The sequence below is a fragment of the Streptomyces sp. SAJ15 genome (assembly GCF_007595705.1).
GTDB lineage: Bacteria > Actinomycetota > Actinomycetes > Streptomycetales > Streptomycetaceae > Streptomyces.
The window spans coordinates 948,196-964,311 of sequence record NZ_NISY01000002.1 but is presented as its reverse complement, the minus strand read 5'-3'; the positions used below and the strand labels follow the sequence as shown (position 1 = coordinate 964,311).

The 16,116-nt window shown below is 74.8% G+C and carries 13 protein-coding genes; 7 read left to right on the top strand and 6 right to left on the bottom strand.

Annotated elements, in window-relative coordinates:
* Positions 1-53: 53 nt before the first annotated feature.
* Positions 54-533, bottom strand: coding sequence for an NUDIX domain-containing protein (locus CD790_RS09670; protein WP_144382617.1), 480 nt, complete (start codon positions 531-533; stop codon positions 54-56).
* 304 nt (positions 534-837) lie between these two features.
* Here CD790_RS09670 and CD790_RS09665 point away from each other — a divergent pair, with 304 nt between their 5' ends.
* Positions 838-1,848: an O-antigen ligase gene (locus CD790_RS09665; RefSeq protein WP_144382616.1), complete on the top strand. Its 1,011-nt coding sequence runs from the start codon at positions 838-840 to the stop codon at positions 1,846-1,848.
* 400 nt (positions 1,849-2,248) lie between these two features.
* Here CD790_RS09665 and CD790_RS09660 read toward each other — a convergent pair whose 3' ends face one another.
* Positions 2,249-2,809, bottom strand: coding sequence for a hypothetical protein (locus CD790_RS09660; protein WP_144382615.1), 561 nt, complete (start codon positions 2,807-2,809; stop codon positions 2,249-2,251).
* A 479-nt stretch (positions 2,810-3,288) separates the two neighbouring features.
* A complete protein-coding gene (locus CD790_RS09655) occupies positions 3,289-4,083 on the bottom strand; it encodes a glutamate racemase (protein ID WP_186318941.1) in 795 nt (264 codons plus the stop codon).
* A gap of 161 nt (positions 4,084-4,244) precedes the next feature.
* Between CD790_RS09655 and CD790_RS09650 the strand changes: the two genes are divergently transcribed.
* On the top strand, positions 4,245-5,516 hold the full coding sequence (locus CD790_RS09650; protein WP_260867444.1) for a glycosyltransferase: 1,272 nt from the start codon (positions 4,245-4,247) through the stop codon (positions 5,514-5,516).
* A gap of 64 nt (positions 5,517-5,580) precedes the next feature.
* Here the strand turns inward: CD790_RS09650 and CD790_RS09645 are convergent, their stop codons facing one another.
* Complete coding sequence (locus CD790_RS09645) at positions 5,581-6,903, bottom strand: TerD family protein (RefSeq protein ID WP_144382614.1); 1,323 nt, start codon at positions 6,901-6,903, stop codon at positions 5,581-5,583.
* A 236-nt stretch (positions 6,904-7,139) separates the two neighbouring features.
* Between CD790_RS09645 and CD790_RS09640 the strand changes: the two genes are divergently transcribed.
* Positions 7,140-7,655, top strand: a complete 516-nt coding sequence (locus CD790_RS09640) for a DUF6643 family protein (RefSeq protein ID WP_144382613.1) — start codon at positions 7,140-7,142, stop codon at positions 7,653-7,655.
* 294 nt (positions 7,656-7,949) lie between these two features.
* Here CD790_RS09640 and CD790_RS09635 read toward each other — a convergent pair whose 3' ends face one another.
* Entirely contained in the window at positions 7,950-8,402 is a 453-nt protein-coding gene (locus CD790_RS09635; RefSeq protein WP_144382612.1) for a cyclic nucleotide-binding domain-containing protein, read from the bottom strand.
* Positions 8,403-8,565: 163 nt separating this feature from the next.
* Between CD790_RS09635 and CD790_RS09630 the strand changes: the two genes are divergently transcribed.
* From CD790_RS09630 to CD790_RS09620, 3 genes are all read left to right on the top strand, one after another.
* A complete protein-coding gene (locus tag CD790_RS09630; protein WP_144382611.1) occupies positions 8,566-10,983 on the top strand; it encodes a phosphoketolase in 2,418 nt (805 codons plus the stop codon).
* Positions 10,984-11,233: 250 nt separating this feature from the next.
* On the top strand, positions 11,234-12,151 hold the full coding sequence (locus tag CD790_RS09625) for an MEDS domain-containing protein (RefSeq protein WP_144382610.1): 918 nt from the start codon (positions 11,234-11,236) through the stop codon (positions 12,149-12,151).
* Positions 12,145-12,576: an ATP-binding protein gene (locus CD790_RS09620; RefSeq protein ID WP_144382609.1), complete on the top strand. Its 432-nt coding sequence runs from the start codon at positions 12,145-12,147 to the stop codon at positions 12,574-12,576. Before CD790_RS09625 ends, CD790_RS09620 begins: the two co-directional genes overlap by 7 nt.
* Positions 12,577-12,663: 87 nt before the next feature.
* On the opposite strand, the gene CD790_RS34490 is transcribed toward CD790_RS09620, so the two are convergent.
* Positions 12,664-12,840, bottom strand: a complete 177-nt coding sequence (locus tag CD790_RS34490) for a DUF6126 family protein (protein WP_186318940.1) — start codon at positions 12,838-12,840, stop codon at positions 12,664-12,666.
* 333 nt (positions 12,841-13,173) lie between these two features.
* On the opposite strand from CD790_RS34490, the gene CD790_RS09615 reads away from it, so the two are divergent.
* The gene (locus tag CD790_RS09615) at positions 13,174-15,603 is read left to right on the top strand and encodes a right-handed parallel beta-helix repeat-containing protein (RefSeq protein WP_144382608.1); all 2,430 of its coding nucleotides are present in this window, start codon (positions 13,174-13,176) and stop codon (positions 15,601-15,603) included.
* The last annotated feature ends 513 nt before the right edge of the window (positions 15,604-16,116 follow it).

Genomic DNA, 16,116 nt, shown 5'->3' with positions numbered 1-16,116 from the left:
CGGGCAGGCTAGACGCCGCCGCGGCCGCGAACGATGTGTCCCCGCACCACCCTTCACCGGCGTTCGGCGGGTTCGAACCACGTGGGTCCGTCGTACGCCGCCTGCTTGATGCGGGTGACGGCGAACTCCTCCATCTCGGGCAGCTCGTCGACGGCGAACCAGCCGACCTCCAGGGACTCGTCGTCGTTGACCCGCGCCTCCCCGCCGACCGCGCGGCAGCGGAAGCAGACGTCCATGAACTGGCAGACGTCGCCGTTGGGGTAGACGACCGGCTCCAGGGTCTCGACAAGGACGATCCGCTCCGGCACGCAGCGCACCGCGGTCTCCTCGTACACCTCCCGCACCACCGCCGTGGCGGGCTGCTCGCCCGGCTCCGGGATGCCGCCGATGATCGACCAGCGCCCGTTGTCGGACCGGCGGCCGAGCAGCACCCGCCCCTCGTCGTCCAGGACGATCGCGCTCACTCCGGGCAGCGGCAGCAGGGCGTTCCCCAGGGAGGTGCGGAGTTCACGGATGAAGTCGGGTGTGGGCATGCGCCCGAGGGTATCGGCCGCGCGGCCCCCGCCCGGACCATGTGCCGGTCGTCCGCGGCCCCTTGCCACCCGGCGTGCGCCCCCGCACGCGGACGGGCGCACACCACGCCCACGGCTGCTCAGGGCCGTCGCCGAGCGCGATCCGGAGGCGGAACCTCTTCGTACACATATTCGCCCCAACGTTTCTGCATGGGTCCTCCCACGGCGCACCCCCACCCGCTACGGTGTCAGTCCTTGCCCGCGCCCGGGGCCGGCCGTGCCGCACCGTGGCGCGGCGCCCGTCAGCGCTCGGGGGGTCGACGGGATGGCGACGCCGACGGCGATACGACATGGCGCTTCGGAGCGCGGGGCGGCGCCCGATGTCGCGGGCGCCGCCCTTCTGAGCTGCTGCGCCGTCTGGGCGCTGGTCAGCGCGGCCGGGCGCGCGGCGCGCCCCGAAGGGACCCTGCTCGCGCTTCTCGCGGTGACCGCCGGGTACGCCTGCGGCCGGATCGCGGGCTCGCTGCTGCCGGTCGCCGCCGCGACGGCCGGCGCGCTGGCCGGGGCCGCGCTCACCGTCGCCCCCGAGCAGGCCGCGTCCACCGGCGGCGTCACGGTGGACGCCGCGCGGCTGACGCTGGCCACCGGCGCCGCGTGCTGCGCCGCGTGGGCCGCCGGCCCGGGGCCGCCGCGCCGGGCGCTGTGGCTGTTGGCCGGTGCCCTGGCGGCGCTGGCCCTCACCGCCGGCTGCGCGGCCGGCTTCGTCGCGGCGTGCGGGGTGCTGCTGTGTTCCCTGGCCGCGGGGCGGGTACGGCACCGGCTGCCGGCGCTCGCCGGGCTGGCGCTGGTGGCGGCGCTGGCGGTCGGCTCCACCTGGGCGGTGGCCGCGAACGCCCTGCCGCGCGGGCTCGCCACCTCCCTGGAGGGACAGCTCACCGAGCATCGGGTGCGCCTGTGGCACGACGCCGCCACGATCACCGCGGAACATCCGCTGCGCGGGGCGGGCCCCGACCTGTTCGGTGAGGTCAGCCCGGCCTCCCGGCAGTCGGCCGAGCCCCACGGCACGCCGTACTCCGCCCCCATGCAGCAGGCCGCCGAACAGGGGCTGCCGGGGGTGGCCCTGCTGGCCGCGGCCTTCGGCTGGACGCTGTACGCGCTGTGGCGCTCGCCCCGCGCCACGGCGGTCGCGCTGACCGCCGCGGCCGCCCTCACCGGGCTCGCCGTCCAGGCCGCCGTCGGCAACGCGCTGAGCTCCCCTCAGATCACCGCCGGCGCCGGCCTGCTGGCCGGCCTGGCCACCGCCCGCCGCCCCGGCGCCCCGATCGAGTCCGGCTGATCCGGCCGCACCCGGCCGCACTCGAACCAGCCCCGATGCGACCGAGCCCGGCCGTGGGCGTGACCGCTGGCGCGGACACGGCCGCGGAGACCGGGCCGGGCGCCCTGAGGTCGGGCCGCAGGCCGCCCCGGGAGCCGAGCCCCACACGGGCCGGCACCCGAGAGGCACCACCCCGTACCCCACCCGCGCGGGACGCCGACGCCCGCGGCACCCCCAGGCGACTCCGGGCGACCCGGTGGCGCCCCGCCCCGATGGGCGACGCACCGGCGACCGCCCTGGGGGCCCACCTCCGACAGCCCTCGGCGCGCTCTTGCTCCCATGCCCCTGCCCGCGCGGGACGGGCGTGCGATCGCCGCCCTTGACACGCCCTCGACAGCCCGCGGGGGCGGGAGGGCGACCGCTAAGCCTGTGACGTCGGGCGGGCCCGCAGTCGCAGGTGATCGCGGACGACCCGGACCGCGGCTTCGGCATCGTCCACGGTGACGGTGAAGACCCGGCCGTCGGAGAGGTGCAGGGCGATCCCCTCACCGCGCCGTACGATCACCGCGGTACCCCTCTCGGGGCGCCAGCGGTAGCCCCAGCCGCCCCACTGTCGTGGGGTGACCCATGGGACGAACTCGGCGCCGACGACGTCCTGGAGGAGGATGCGGCGGCGCGGCACGCCGATGTGGCCGCAGCGCACCTCCAGGCAGTCCTTGTCGACGCGCACCGCCACCTGGACGAAGGCCAGCGTGCCGAACAGCACGAGCAGTCCCGCCGCCACACAGCCGATGACGGACATGAGCAGCGGGGCCAGACCGGAGGTCCACGCGGAGTCCACCGCCAGCTCGACGCCGAGGGCCATGCAGCCGGCGCCCAGGAGGGCCAGCAGCCACTGACCGCGGTTGGTCGCGCGGCCGGTCCATACCTCGGGCGGTCGCTCTTGGGAGTTCGGCATGGGGTCCGTGGGAAGGTCCCTCATGGTGGCAGCCTACTCACGTTCCGCCTCGCGGGCAGCGAGCGCGGGCCGTCCGTACGACCAACCCGTGAGTAGCTCTCCGACGCGCGCGGAGGGCCCCGCGCGGAGGGCTCCCGACCCGCGAGTGGGGCCTCCCGGCCGCGTGCCCGCGCGGACCGGGCCGGGCCGGCACCGTACAGACTCGTGCGGTCCACGCGGGCAGCCGTACGGACCCGCGCGGTCCGCGCCGGCGGCCGTACGGAACCGTGCGCCGCGCGCGGAGGCCCGCGGTCCCGCGCGCCACGCTCCCGGAGCCCGCGCGCCCGCGGCGGGGGCGGGCAACACGGCGCCGCGGGCGCGTTCCACCGAAGGCGGGGTTTCCACCGAACGGGGGGTTCCGCCGAACGGGGGGTTCCGCCGAACGGGAATCCCCCGTGTCGCCGTACGACGCCGACGCCGAGCGCGCGGCCGGTCCGCGCCGAGGGCCGCCGAGCGGCCCGCGCCTAGCGCCCCGCGACGCCCGCCGGTGCCAGCAGGCCGCCTTCGGCGTAGTCCAGGGCCTCCGCCGGCAGGGCGGACTCGCGGCCGGCGAGGAGCACGGTCAGGGTGCCGGAGGGGGCCACGGTGCCGGCCGGGGCCGGGGTGGCGCCGATGCGGCGCAGCGCCTGGGCGGCGACGGCGCCGGCGGAGCCGTGCAGCACGATCGGCGGCGCGCCGGCCGGCTGGACGGCCGCGCGGATGCGCTCGGCGACCAGTTCGTAGTGGGTGCAGCCCAGGACCACGGCCCGGACGTCGCGGGGCGTGCGGGCGGCCGCGTCGGCCACCGCGGCGTCGATCGCCGCCGCGTCGGCGTGCTGGACCGCGTCGGCGAGCCCGGGGCAGGCCACCTCGGTGACCTGGACGCCGTCGGCGAAGTCGCGGATCAGGGCGCGCTGGTAGGGGCTGCCGGTGGTGGCGGGTGTGGCCCAGATGGCGACCGGGCCGCCGCCCGCCGCCGCGGGCTTGATCGCCGGCACGGTGCCGATCACCGGCAGCGCGGGCTCCAGCTCGGCCCGGATGGTGGCCAGGGCGTGCACGGAGGCGGTGTTGCAGGCGACGATCAGCGCGTCCGGCCGGTGCGCGGCGGCCGCGCGGGCGCAGGCCACGGCGCGGGCGGTGAGGTCCTCGGTGGTCCGGGGACCCCAGGGCATGCTCTCCGGGTCGGAGGAGAGGACCAGATCGGCGTCGGGCCGCAGTCGGTGCACGGCGACCGCCGCCGGGAGCAGACCGATTCCGGAGTCCATAAGCGCGATCTTCACCAGGTTCTCGCCTCGCTCTGTCGATCCTCGCCACTCCGTTGTGGCCCGTCCGCCGCCCCCCGGGCGCCGGATACGGCGCGAAAGCGACACCGGGACACTTTAGTCGATCGTCTGTGCGCGCCTCGGGGCGGCGGACCCGTCGGTCGGGCAGACTGCGGCGGATGAGCGCGCTGATGTGGATCGCCTGGGCGTCGTCAGGCGCCTGGGCGTGGCTGCTGCTGGGGCAGGGGTTCTTCTGGCGCACGGATCTGCGACTGCCGGCCCCCGGAGGGCTGGGAGACGGCCTGGGCGGCGCGGGGGGCGGGAGGGCCCCGGAGGACCCCGGCGAGGCCGCCCGGGGTGCGCCCGAGGGCGGGCCGGAGGGGTCCGCGGAGCCGCCCTGGCCCTCGGTCGCCGTGGTGATCCCGGCCCGGGACGAGGCGGAGGTGCTGCCGAGCAGCCTGCCGTCGGTGCTCGCGCAGGACTACCCGGGGCGCGCGGAGGTCTTCCTCGTCGACGACGGGAGCACCGACGGCACCGGCGAGCTGGCCCGCGCGCTGGCCGCGGCGGAGAGCCACGGGCTGCCGCTGACGGTGTCCTCTCCCGGCGAGCCGGCGCCCGGCTGGACCGGCAAGCTGTGGGCGGTGCGGCACGGCATGGCGCTGGCCCGCGCGCGCACCGACGCCGAGTACCTGCTGCTGACCGACGCGGACATCGCCCATGAGCCGGACAGTCTGCGGGAGCTGGTGCGGGCCGCGCGGAGCAACGGCCTGGACCTGGTCTCGCAGATGGCGCGGCTGCGGGTGGCGACCGGCTGGGAGCGGCTGATCGTCCCGGCGTTCGTCTACTTCTTCGCCCAGCTCTACCCCTTCCGCTGGATCGGCCGGACCGATCGACGCACGGCCGCCGCGGCCGGCGGCTGCGTGCTGCTGAGCCGGGCCGCCGCCGAGCGGGCCGGGATCCCCGGGGCGATCCGGCAGGCGGTCATCGACGACGTCGCCCTCGCGCGGGCGGTGAAGAGCGGCGGCGGCCGCGTCTGGTTGGGCTTGGCCGAGCGAGTGGACAGCGTGCGGCCGTATCCGGGGCTGCGCCCGCTGTGGCGGATGGTCTCGCGCAGCGCGTACGCCCAACTGCGGCACAACCCGCTCCTGCTGGTCGCGACGGTGGCGGGACTGGCGGTGGTCTACCTGGCGCCTCCGGTGGCGGCCTGCGCGGGTCTGCTGACGGGCGGCGGGGGGCCGCTGCTGCCCGGGGTAGTCGCGTGGGCGGTGATGGCGGGCACCTATGTGCCGATGCTGCGCTACTACCGGCAGACGCTGTGGCTGGCGCCGCTGCTGCCGTTGTCCGCCGCCCTGTACCTGCTGATGACCGTCGACTCGGCGGTCCAGCACTACCGGGGGCGCGGCGCGGCCTGGAAGGGGCGTACGTATCCCCGTCCCGAGGCCGCGCCGTAGCCCGCCCGTCATGCCGAAGACATGACCGCCCGGGAAGACATGAGCGCCCGGTAGGCGTTCGCCGTCACTTGCGGCCCGGGGTCCAGTTCATCCCCCAGCCGTAGGCGTGGTCCAGGGTCCGCTGCGGGCTGACGCCGCGGTCGGGGACCAGGTAGCGGGCCTCGCGCTGGACGACCAGGTCACCGCCGTCGTTGGTGATGAGGGCCAGCGCGCAGACCGGCGAGGGCACGGTGCACTCGTCGAGCGAGAACTCGATGGGCGCGCCGTGCTGCGGCGTGAGGGTGACGGTGGCGCTGAGGTTGGCGAAGCTGCGCGCGCCCTCGTAGACCGAGACGAAGACCAGGATGCGGCGGAAGGCGTCCTTGAAGTCCAGGTTGACGGTGAGGTTCTCGCCGGAGGCGCGGGCGCCGGTCCGGTCGTCGGCGTCGAGGTGGATGAAGGGCGGCTGGTGCAGCGAACCGAAGGAGTTGCCCAGCGCCTGCACGACGCCCTTGCTGCCGTCGGCCAGTTCGAAGAGTGCGCCGAGGTCGAGGTCCAGGTCGCCGTGGAGGGCCATGACCTTGCCGAGCTTCTGCTGCCAGCCCTTGAACTGCTTGCGCACCTCCCAGTTGAGGTTGACCCGCAGGACGCCGGCGGTACCGCCCTGCTTGGTGAGCGAGACGGTGGGCGCCTCCTTCGTCAGGGTGACCTTGGTGAGCCGCACCGGCGCGCCCGAGGTGGCCGGGGCGGCGGCCGGCGGGGGCGGCAGCGGCACGGACGCCCCGGCCGGCGGGGGCGGCGCGACCGGCGGCGCGGCGGCCGGGGGCGGCGGCGCGACCGGCGGGACCGGGGCCGGGACGGAGGCCGGGGAGGGCTCGGCCTCCGGGTCGTCGACGGTGATGCCGAAGTCCGTGGCGAGGCCGGACAGTCCGCTGTCGTAGCCCTGGCCGACGGCGCGGAACTTCCACGCTCCCTGCCTGCGGTAGAGCTCGCCGAGGACGAAGGCGGTCTCGACCGTGGCGTCCGTGCTGTCGAAGCGCGCCAGCTCCGCGCCGCCGGCCGCGTCCAGCACCCGGATGCGCAGCCCGGGGACCTGTCCGAAGCGGCCGCCGTCGGCGGAGGCGGCGAGCACGATGGTCTCGATGGCGGGCTCCACCCTGTCGAGATCGACGGCGAGGGAGTCCGTCACCTCGCTCCCGGCCGTGCGCTTGCCCTCGTGGCGGACCGCCCCGGAGTCGTGCGTCGGCTGGTTGTAGAAGATGAAGTCCGCGTCCGAGCGGACCTTCCCCGACACCAGCAGCAGCGCCGAGGTGTCGACGTCCGGCACCCCCGCTCCGGTCTGCCAGCCGAGCTCGACCCGCACGGCCGACACCGGAATCTGAACATTGGCGCCCTTGGACATCGCCATCTGTTCCCCCTGCCCTTCTCTTCGTTTCGCTTTCGTTCGCTTTCGCGAGGTTCTCGACTCATCAAGCCAACCGCGGGTAACCCGTCAAGACGCGCTCTTTACACGATCTCAACGGCCTTCGGCGACCGATTTTCCCAGGTTCGCTCTGATTGGGGAGCCGCGACCACGAGAAGCCCATGAAACAACCCTCTTATCGGACTCCCCAACCAGCACATCGTGGGCTTAACTTATGGACTATGACCTCCCCCCGCTCTACCTACGGCGGCGGCTACTACTCCTCGCCGTCCTTCCCGGACACCCCCATCTACGACAGTCTCGTCGCCGAGCGGGGGACGCCGCAGATCGCGCCCATCCGGGTCCCCTCGCCGTACGACCCCAGCGGCCACTTCCCCTCGGCCGCGCCCGCCCTGCCGGCCGCGCTACCCGCGCTTCCGGCCGCCCCGTCGCACCACACCCCGCCGCACGGCTACCCGGCACAGGGCCCCGCCCAGCCGCAGCCCGGCGGACTCCAGCACCCGCCCGCGCCGTACATTCCGCCGCAGGCGAACGGCCCGCGCGGCTACCCGGGCCCGCAGCCGTACCCGGCCCAGCAGGCAGCCCCGCAGCCGCAGCGTCCGGCCCTGCCCGGGCCGGGCGGACCGACCGGCTATGAGGCGATGCGCCCCGCGATGCCCCGCCCGGCCGCGCCGCGACCCGCCGTGTACGAGGACCAGTACGGCCGCCAGCAGCAGTACCCGAACCAGGGCTACTGACCCGGGCCGGCGACGGGACCGGACCCGTTCCTGACGGAGGGTCCGCGATCCCCCGCGCCACTCAGCCGACGACCCCGCGGGGGGCGAGGCCGTCGGCCGGCATGCCGTCATCCGGAGGCGTGGGCGCACCGCGCGCCCGCGCCTCCGAGCCATGATGCCGGGAGGCCGCGCGCCCGCGCCTCCGAGTCATGGCGCCGGCGTGTCGCGCGCCCGCCCGGCGCGCGGCACGCCCGTCACCCACCGCCCGGCCCGACGGCCGATCCGACGCCCGGGGACGCCCCGGCGCGCTCGCGCTCAGTGCCCCGGCAGGCTGGTCCCGTACGGGCCGTACAGGTCCAGCAGCCGGGTGCGCGCGCTCTGCAGTCGGTGCCCCATCGCCTGGGCGCAGGCGAGCACCAGCTCGTAGCCGAGCCGGGTGTCGTCCCGACAGAGCTGACGCACGAGCTCCGATTCGAACTCATGTGCGCGCACCGGGCTCAGTGCCTCCGCGCCCAGGTGCCAGCCGCCCGGCGGGAACAGCCAGGACCAGCCCAGCAGCTCGCCCGGCCCCAGGGTCTCGATCACGGCCGGTCGCCGCCCGGGGACCCGCATGTCCAGGGTGACCGAGCCGGTGCGGATGATCCAGAAGCGGTCGGCCTTGCCGCCCTCCTCGAAGATCCGGGCACCCGAGGCGAAGGCCACGTCGTGCGCGAGCTCCATGAGCCGGGCCCGGTGCTCCGCGCTCAGCCCGCTGAGAAGTCGACTCATGACCTCACTGTGCAACTTCGTCGGCCGACGCGCCTTTCGACGGGAGCTGTGGCATGGTCGGTCGAGGGGGCGGTTGGCGCGGGCGGCAGGGAGCCCGCGGTGGAGAACAGGTGGACGGAGCGCGCCGGCCCCCAGACGTCCACTCCCTCGGGGAGGGCAAGGCATGGAGACACGGTCCTCGCTCACGGACACCGCCGTGGAACAGCTCGACGCGCACTGGCGCGCGCTGAACTACCTCGCCGCCGGACAGATCTACCTCCGTGGCAACCCGCTGCTCACCGAGCACCTGCGGCCCGACCACATCAAGCCCCGGCTGCTGGGGCACTGGGGCACCTGCCCCGGGCTGAACCTGGTCTACACCCATCTCAACCGCGTCATCTCGGAGCGGGATCTGGACACGGTGTGCGTGTGGGGCCCCGGGCACGGCGGGCCCGCGGTGCTCGCCGGCGCCTGGTTGGAGGGCACCTACGGCGAGCTGTACCCGGACGTGGGCCGGGACGCGGCGGGGATGGGCCGGCTCTTCCGCCAGTTCTCCACCCCGGGCGGCGTGCCCAGCCATGCCGCGCCGGACGTCCCCGGCTCCTTCCACGAGGGCGGCGAGCTCGGCTACTCACTCGCGCACGCCTACGGGGCGGCCCTGGACAACCCGGACCTGCTGGTCGCCTGCGTGGTCGGCGACGGCGAGGCGGAGACCGGCCCGCTGGCCGCCTCCTGGCACGGCAACAAGTTCCTGGACCCGGTCCACGACGGGGCCGTGCTGCCCATCCTGCACCTCAACGGCTACAAGATCGCCAACCCGACGGTGCTGGCCCGCATCCCCGAGGACGAGCTGGACGCCCTGCTGCGCGGCTACGGCCACGAGCCGCTGTATGTGAACGCCGAGCCGGACAGCGACCCGGCCCACGTCCACCGCTCCATGGCGGCCGCCCTGGACGTGGCGCTGGACCGCATCGCGGCCGCCCAGCGCGGAGCGCGGGAGGGCGGACGGCATGGACAGGCCCCGCGGCCCGACGACGCCCCGGCCGGCCTCGGGCGCCCGCGCTGGCCGATGATCGTGCTCCGCACACCCAAGGGCTGGACCGGCCCGGCGCAGGTGGACGGGGTGCCCGTGGAGGGCACCTGGCGCGCCCACCAGGTGCCGCTGTCCGCCGTCCGGGAGAACCCGGACCGGCTGCGGGAGCTGGACCTGTGGCTCCGCTCGTACCTGCCCCAGGAGCTGTTCGACGAGGAGGGGCACCCGCGCGAGCACGTGCTGGCCTTCGTGCCCTCGGGGGACCGCCGGCTGGGCGCCAACCCGCATGCCAACGGCGGCCGGCTGCTGCGCGAGCTGCCGCTGCCCGACCTCGCCGATCACGCGGTCGACGTGGACAAGCCCGGCACCCGGCTGCACGAGCCGACCCGGGTGCTGGGCGGGATGCTGCGGCAGGTGATGGCCGACACCGCCGAGCGCCGCGACTTCCGGGTCATGGGCGCCGACGAGACCGCGTCCAACCGGCTGCAGGACCTGTACGCGGCCACCGACAAGAGCTGGCAGGCGCGGCTGCTGGAGGTGGACGAGCACCTGGGGCGGCACGGGCGCGTGATGGAGGTGCTCTCCGAGCACCTGTGCCAGGGCTGGCTGGAGGGCTATGTGCTCACCGGGCGGCACGGCCTGTTCTCCTCGTACGAGGCGTTCGCGCACATCGTCGACAGCATGGCCGCGCAGCACATGAAGTGGATCGCGACCGCGCGGGAGATCCCGTGGCGGGCGCCGGTCGCGGGCTTCAACTACCTGCTCACCTCGCATGTGTGGCGGCAGGACCACAACGGCTTCTCGCACCAGGACCCGGGCTTCGTCGACCATGTGCTCAACAAGCGGCCGGACGTGGTGCGGGTCTATCTGCCGCCGGACGCCAACACCCTGCTGTGCGTCGCCGACCACGTGCTGCGCACCCGGGACGTGGTCAACGTCGTGGTCGCCGGCAAGCAGCCCGCCTTCGACTGGCTGACGCTGGAACAGGCGCGCGCCCACTGCGCGCGCGGCGCCGGGATCTGGGAGTGGGCCGGCACCGAACGCCCCGGCGTCGACCCCGACGTGGTGTTGGCCTGCGCCGGCGACGTGCCCACCCAGGAGGCGCTGGCCGCCGCCGCGCTGCTCCGCGAGCACCTGCCGGAGCTGGCGGTGCGGGTGGTGAACGTGGTGGACATGACGCGGCTGGTGCCGCGAGACCAGCATCCGCACGGGATGCCGGACGAGGAGTTCGACGCCGTCTTCACCCGCGACAAGCCGGTGATCTTCGCTTACCACGGCTACCCCTGGCTGATCCACCGGCTCGCCTACCGGCGGACCGTCCACCCGCAGATCCATGTGCGCGGCTACAAGGAGATGGGCACCACGACCACGCCCTTCGACATGGTGGTCCGCAACGACCTGGACCGCTACCGGCTGGTCATGGACGTCGTCGACCGGGTGCCGGGGCTCGCGACACACGCGGCCGGGCTGCGCCAGGCCATGACCGATGTCCGCCATCGGCACCACGACTGGGTGCGGAAGCACGGCACGGACCTGCCCGAGGTGGTGGACTGGAGCTGGCCGGGCTAGGCGGGAGCGGGTGCGAGCGACGGCGTCGGCGACGCGCTGATGGACCGTCCTCTCGCCCCGCTCCAGGCAACAGAAAAGCGATCGGTCGAAGTCGAGCGGAACGCATCTCCGCATCAGCCACTTCAGGCCAGATCAGATGCAATGTGCGACAACCGCGGTCCCGCCGGGCAGCCATGCGAAGCCACAGTCCGTCCCGCCGTAGCCTCTGCCAACCACAGACAGCGCACGGCCATCAGGGGGGCGACACCGAATGCCTGCCCGGGACGCGGAAGCGGCACAGGCGGCGGCCGACGGGAACTGCGACCGGTCCATACCCGTGCACCGGATGCGCCCGGGCGACCACGCCTTCGTCAGCTATGACGACGACGAGACGCGGTGGGAGGTGCTGACCGCCTTCACCTGGCTCGGGCTGGCGCGGGGCGAGAAGGTGATCGTCCTCCCGCCGCCCGGAGTGCCGGAGTACGAGGTGCTGGACCGGCTGGACGCCGGCAGCCCGGCCGTGGCGGCCGCGCGCCGCCGCGGCCAGCTGGTGATCAGCAGCATGGCGCAGCTGATCGCGCCGGATCGGGAGTTCACCGCGGAACGGCAGATGTTCCGGCTGGCCGAGGAGGCCGCACGGGCGATCCGAGACGGCTACCGGGCGCTCCGTGCCTTCATCGACATGCACTGGGTGGCCGCGCTCGGCGCCGCCATCGCCGCCATGGAACACCGCGAGACCCACGCAGCCCACCTGTTCACCGGCCACCCCTACAGCGAGATCTGCGCCTACGACCGCCGGGCGTTCACGGCGGAGACGCTCAGAGCCATGGCCAGAGCCCATCCACGCAACCTCATGGAACGGCTCGGCTCGCTGCGCGCCGGCTACCCTCTGCCTCAGCTGCTCCACCTCAGCGGCGAGGCGGACGCCGCCACCCGCGAGCGGTTCACCGCGGCGCTGCGGGAGGCGGTGGACCGGACGAGCGTCCACCGTCGGCTGACGGTGGACCTCACCGACCTCCACTTCCTGTCCTTCGGCTGCGCCGGCGACCTGCTGTCGATCGCCCATGGCGCGACCGGCCACGAACGGATCACGGTTCTGTGCGACAGTTACCTTTCCCTGACGCTCCGCCGGCTCGGCGCGGACGCCGTACCCCACCTCACCCTCGCCGAGGGGAGGCCCCGGTGCTAGCCGATCCACGCCGCCCGGCCGACGACGACTCCGGCGCCCCGCAGTGCCTGCTGCGTCGCCGCTTCACCGCCCGTGAACTCCCCGAGCTACGGGTCCAGGTCGAGCAGTGCGCCGCCTGGGCCGGGCTGTCGGAGATCCGCCGCGGCGACTTCGTCCTCGCCGTGGACGAGATCGCCACCAACGCGGTCGAGCACGCCGGCGGCAAGGGCACGCTGCTGCTCCGCCGGATCGGCGAGGAGTTGGAGTGCCAGATCACCGACTCCGGCCCCGGCTTCTCCGCCGATGTGATCCCCGAGCTGCTGCCCGGCCTCGACGGCGCCACCACCGGCCGCGGGCTGTGGCTGACCAAGCTGGTCACGGACCGGCTGACGGTCACCGCGGGGACGAGCGGCGCGGTGGTCACGCTCGCCATGCGGCTGTCCTGAGCCGGGCCCGGCCGGCGACCCCGGCAGCCCCGGCGATCCCGGATCGGCTGCCCCCTCCGGCGGCTCCTCCCGAGTGGATACGGGCGGCTACTTCTGGGCGCTCGCGCCGAGCTCGAACAGCAGCCAGATGAAGGCCCCGAGAGCGTGTGCGGCGACGACGTAGATGAAGACCCGCAGCGCGACGCCGCGCTCCTTGTACTCCTCGGTGCCCGCACCGTTGCTGACGGGCACGGGCCGGGGCTCGGCGGGGGTCTCGTCGGTCATGCGGACAATTGTACGAGGCCGGTACGGAACGGACGGAGGCTCCCCACGACCTCGGCGCAGGGCGTCGCGGACGGCGGGCGGGGCGGGCCGCGAACTCGACGGCAACACGCCCAAGCGACGCCGCGAGCCCGGCCACGACGGGGCGACCACGTCGGCCACGAGGGGGCCGAGCCGGGCCGCGAGCCCGGGCTCGGCCGGGCGCTGTGCCTCGCCACGCCTCGGCTGACCGGTCAACTCGGCCTCCTCCACGCACGCTACGGTGGGGCCTTCACCACACAGCAGACACGGTCATCCGCACGCAACGCGCGCACGAGGTGGGGGCTCGACAGCACCATGGCACACGGCTCAGTCGTCCAGGTGACGCACACCGGAACGTCGCGCTGGCGACGCCGCACGGGAGAGTACGCCTCCCTCGCCGCGGCACTGGAGGCCGCCACCGACGGCGATGTGCTGTCCATCGCCCCCGGCACCTATCGCGAGAACCTGGTCGTCAGCCGGGCGGTCACCCTGCGTGGCCCGGACGGCGCGCGCGGCGTGGTGCGGATCGCCCCGGCCGACGGCGTCGCGCTGACCATCCGGGCCTCCGCGACCGTGCAGGACCTGCACATCGAGGGGCAGGACGCGGCCTCGCCGGCGCTGCTGATCGAGGACGGCACCCCGGAGCTGACGGACCTGCGGGTGGCGACCCGGTCCGCGGTCGGCATCGAGGTGCGGGGCGGGGCCCGGCCGACCGTGCGCCGCTGCACCGTCGACAACCCGGCCGGCGTGGGCGTGAGCGTGCTGGACGGCGCGGGCGGGGTGTTCGAGGAGTGCGAGGTGGTCGCCGCCGGCCAGTCCGGGGTCGCGGTGCGCGGCGGCGGCCATCCGCGCCTGGAGCGCTGCCGCGTCCACCACACCTCCGGCGCGGGGCTCTCGGTCACCGGGGAGACCAGCGCCCTGGAGGCGATCGGCTGCGAGGTGTACGAGGTCAAGGGCGCGGGAGTGCAGGTGTCCGCGCGGGCCACCGGGCACCTCACCGACTGCCGTGTGCACCGGACCTCCGCCGACGGGGTCAACCTCGACACCGACGCCGTCCTCACGCTCGCCGACTGCGACATCCACGACGTCCCGGAGAACGGCGTCGACCTGCGGTCCCGCTCGGTGCTCACGCTCACCCGCTCCACGGTGCGCCGCTTCGGGCGCAACGGCCTGTCGGTGTGGGACCCGGGCACCCGCGTCGACGCCAACCAGTGCGAGATACAGGACAGCACCGGCGACTACCCGGCGGTGTGGGTGAGCGACGGCGCCACCGCGGTGCTGGACGCGTGCCGGGTGCACGACGTCCCGGACGCGCTCTTCGTGCTGGACCGCGGCTCCCGCGCGGACGTCGTCGACAGCGACATCTCCCAGGTCCGCAACACGGCGGTGTCGGTCAGCGACGGCGCCATCGCCCAGTTGGACGACTGCCGTATCCGGGAGGCGTCGACCGGGGCCTGGTTCCGCGACCACGGCAGCGGCGGCGCCCTGGCCGGCTGCACCATCGACGGGGTGGCGACCGGGGTGATCGTCACCAAGGGCGCCGACCCGACCGTCGAGCGCACCACGGTGAGCGCGCCCTCCGAGGCGGGCTTCTACGTCTCCGCGCAGGGCCGGGGCACCTTCCACTCCTGCCGGGTGACCGGCAGCAGCGGCTACGGGTTCCACATCATCGACGGCTGCCGCACCACGCTGACCCGCTGCCGCACGGAGCGGTGCGCCCGGGGCGGCTACGAGTTCGCCGAGCCGGGGCCGGTCAGCGAGGACTGCACCAGCGACGAGAGCGCCACGAAGTCGGCACCGGAGCCCCTGGTGCCGCTGACCGCCACCCAGCCCATCGGCGCCACCGTCGGGCTGCTGGGCAGCGTGCCCACGCCGCGGACCGCCGAGCCGCCCACCACCTCGGCGACGCCGGAGCCGGCCCCCGGCGGCACCGCGCGGGAGGCCAAGGAGGTGCTGGGCGAGCTGGACGCGCTGGTGGGCCTGGAGAGCGTCAAGCGCGAGGTGCGCGCCCTCACCGACATGATCGAGGTCGGCCGCAGGCGCCGGCAGGCCGGGCTCAAGGCGGCCTCCGTCCGCCGGCACCTGGTCTTCACCGGCTCCCCCGGCACCGGCAAGACCACGGTGGCCCGGCTCTACGGCGAGATCCTGGCCTCCCTCGGCGTGCTGGAGCGCGGCCATCTGGTGGAGGTCTCCCGGGTGGATTTGGTGGGCGAGCACATCGGCTCCACGGCGATCCGCACCCAGGAGGCGTTCGACCGGGCACGCGGCGGGGTGCTGTTCATCGACGAGGCGTACGCGCTCTCGCCGGAGGACGCCGGCCGGGACTTCGGCCGGGAGGCGATCGACACGCTGGTGAAGCTGATGGAGGACCACCGGGACGCGGTGGTGGTCATCGTCGCCGGCTACACCGAGGAGATGGAGCGGTTCCTGACCGTCAACCCCGGGGTGGCCTCCCGTTTCTCCCGCACCATCACCTTCGGCGACTACGCCCCAACCGAGCTGGTACGGATCGTGGAGCAGCAGGCGGAGGAACAGGAGTACCGGATCGGCGCGGGCGCGTCGCAGGCCCTGCTGGCGTACTTCACCGCGATCCCCAAAGGCCCCGCGTTCGGCAACGGCCGCACCGCGCGGCAGACGTTCGAGGCGATGGTGGAGCGGCACGCCGGTCGGGTCGCCCAGCTGACCGACCCCACCACCGAGGAGCTGACGCTGCTCTACCCGGAGGACCTCCCCGACCTCCCCTGAGGCGATGCGTCAGTCCGGCCGACCGGGACGAGGAGAGTCCCCGTCGGACGTCGGCGGGGTCGTCTGCCCGGGCACGGCCGCGGAGGCGGTGCCCGCCTGACCGGGGGCGTGAGGACCGGCGGGTGCCGGGGTGTCCCCCGCGGGCTCGACGCCGTCCGAAGCGGCCTCCACCACCGCGGTGACCGCGGCGCCGCCCGGATCGGCCCCCGAGGGACCGGCGTCCTCCAGAACAGCCTCCGCACCAGCGACGACCGCGGCGCCGGCCGAGTCGACACCCGAGAGAACGACGCCCTCCAGAACAGCCTCCGCACCAGCGACGACCGCGGCCCCGGCCGAGTCGACACCCGAGGGTTCGGAGTCCTCCGGCGAGACGACTCCGACCCCGACCCGGCCGGCACCCGGAAGGCCGGCGTCATCCGGAACACCCCCCGCCCCATCGGTACCCGGGCCACCGACCGGCCCGGCAGCCGCAGGGCTCACGTCACCCGGAGCAGCCTCCACCGGCACGGCGTC

What these genes read in the sequence shown, in the direction of transcription:
- CD790_RS09670 (WP_144382617.1), bottom strand. Translation starts at nt 533, where the DNA reads ATGCCCACACCCGACTTCATCCGTGAACTCCGCACCTCCCTGGGGAAC.
- CD790_RS09665 (WP_144382616.1), top strand. Translation starts at nt 838, where the DNA reads ATGGCGACGCCGACGGCGATACGACATGGCGCTTCGGAGCGCGGGGCG.
- CD790_RS09660 (WP_144382615.1), bottom strand. Translation starts at nt 2,809, where the DNA reads ATGAGGGACCTTCCCACGGACCCCATGCCGAACTCCCAAGAGCGACCG.
- CD790_RS09650 (WP_260867444.1), top strand. Translation starts at nt 4,245, where the DNA reads ATGAGCGCGCTGATGTGGATCGCCTGGGCGTCGTCAGGCGCCTGGGCG.
- CD790_RS09645 (WP_144382614.1), bottom strand. Translation starts at nt 6,903, where the DNA reads ATGGCGATGTCCAAGGGCGCCAATGTTCAGATTCCGGTGTCGGCCGTG.
- CD790_RS09640 (WP_144382613.1), top strand. Translation starts at nt 7,140, where the DNA reads ATGACCTCCCCCCGCTCTACCTACGGCGGCGGCTACTACTCCTCGCCG.
- CD790_RS09635 (WP_144382612.1), bottom strand. Translation starts at nt 8,402, where the DNA reads ATGAGTCGACTTCTCAGCGGGCTGAGCGCGGAGCACCGGGCCCGGCTC.
- CD790_RS09630 (WP_144382611.1), top strand. Translation starts at nt 8,566, where the DNA reads ATGGAGACACGGTCCTCGCTCACGGACACCGCCGTGGAACAGCTCGAC.
- CD790_RS09625 (WP_144382610.1), top strand. Translation starts at nt 11,234, where the DNA reads ATGCCTGCCCGGGACGCGGAAGCGGCACAGGCGGCGGCCGACGGGAAC.
- CD790_RS34490 (WP_186318940.1), bottom strand. Translation starts at nt 12,840, where the DNA reads ATGACCGACGAGACCCCCGCCGAGCCCCGGCCCGTGCCCGTCAGCAAC.
- CD790_RS09615 (WP_144382608.1), top strand. Translation starts at nt 13,174, where the DNA reads ATGGCACACGGCTCAGTCGTCCAGGTGACGCACACCGGAACGTCGCGC.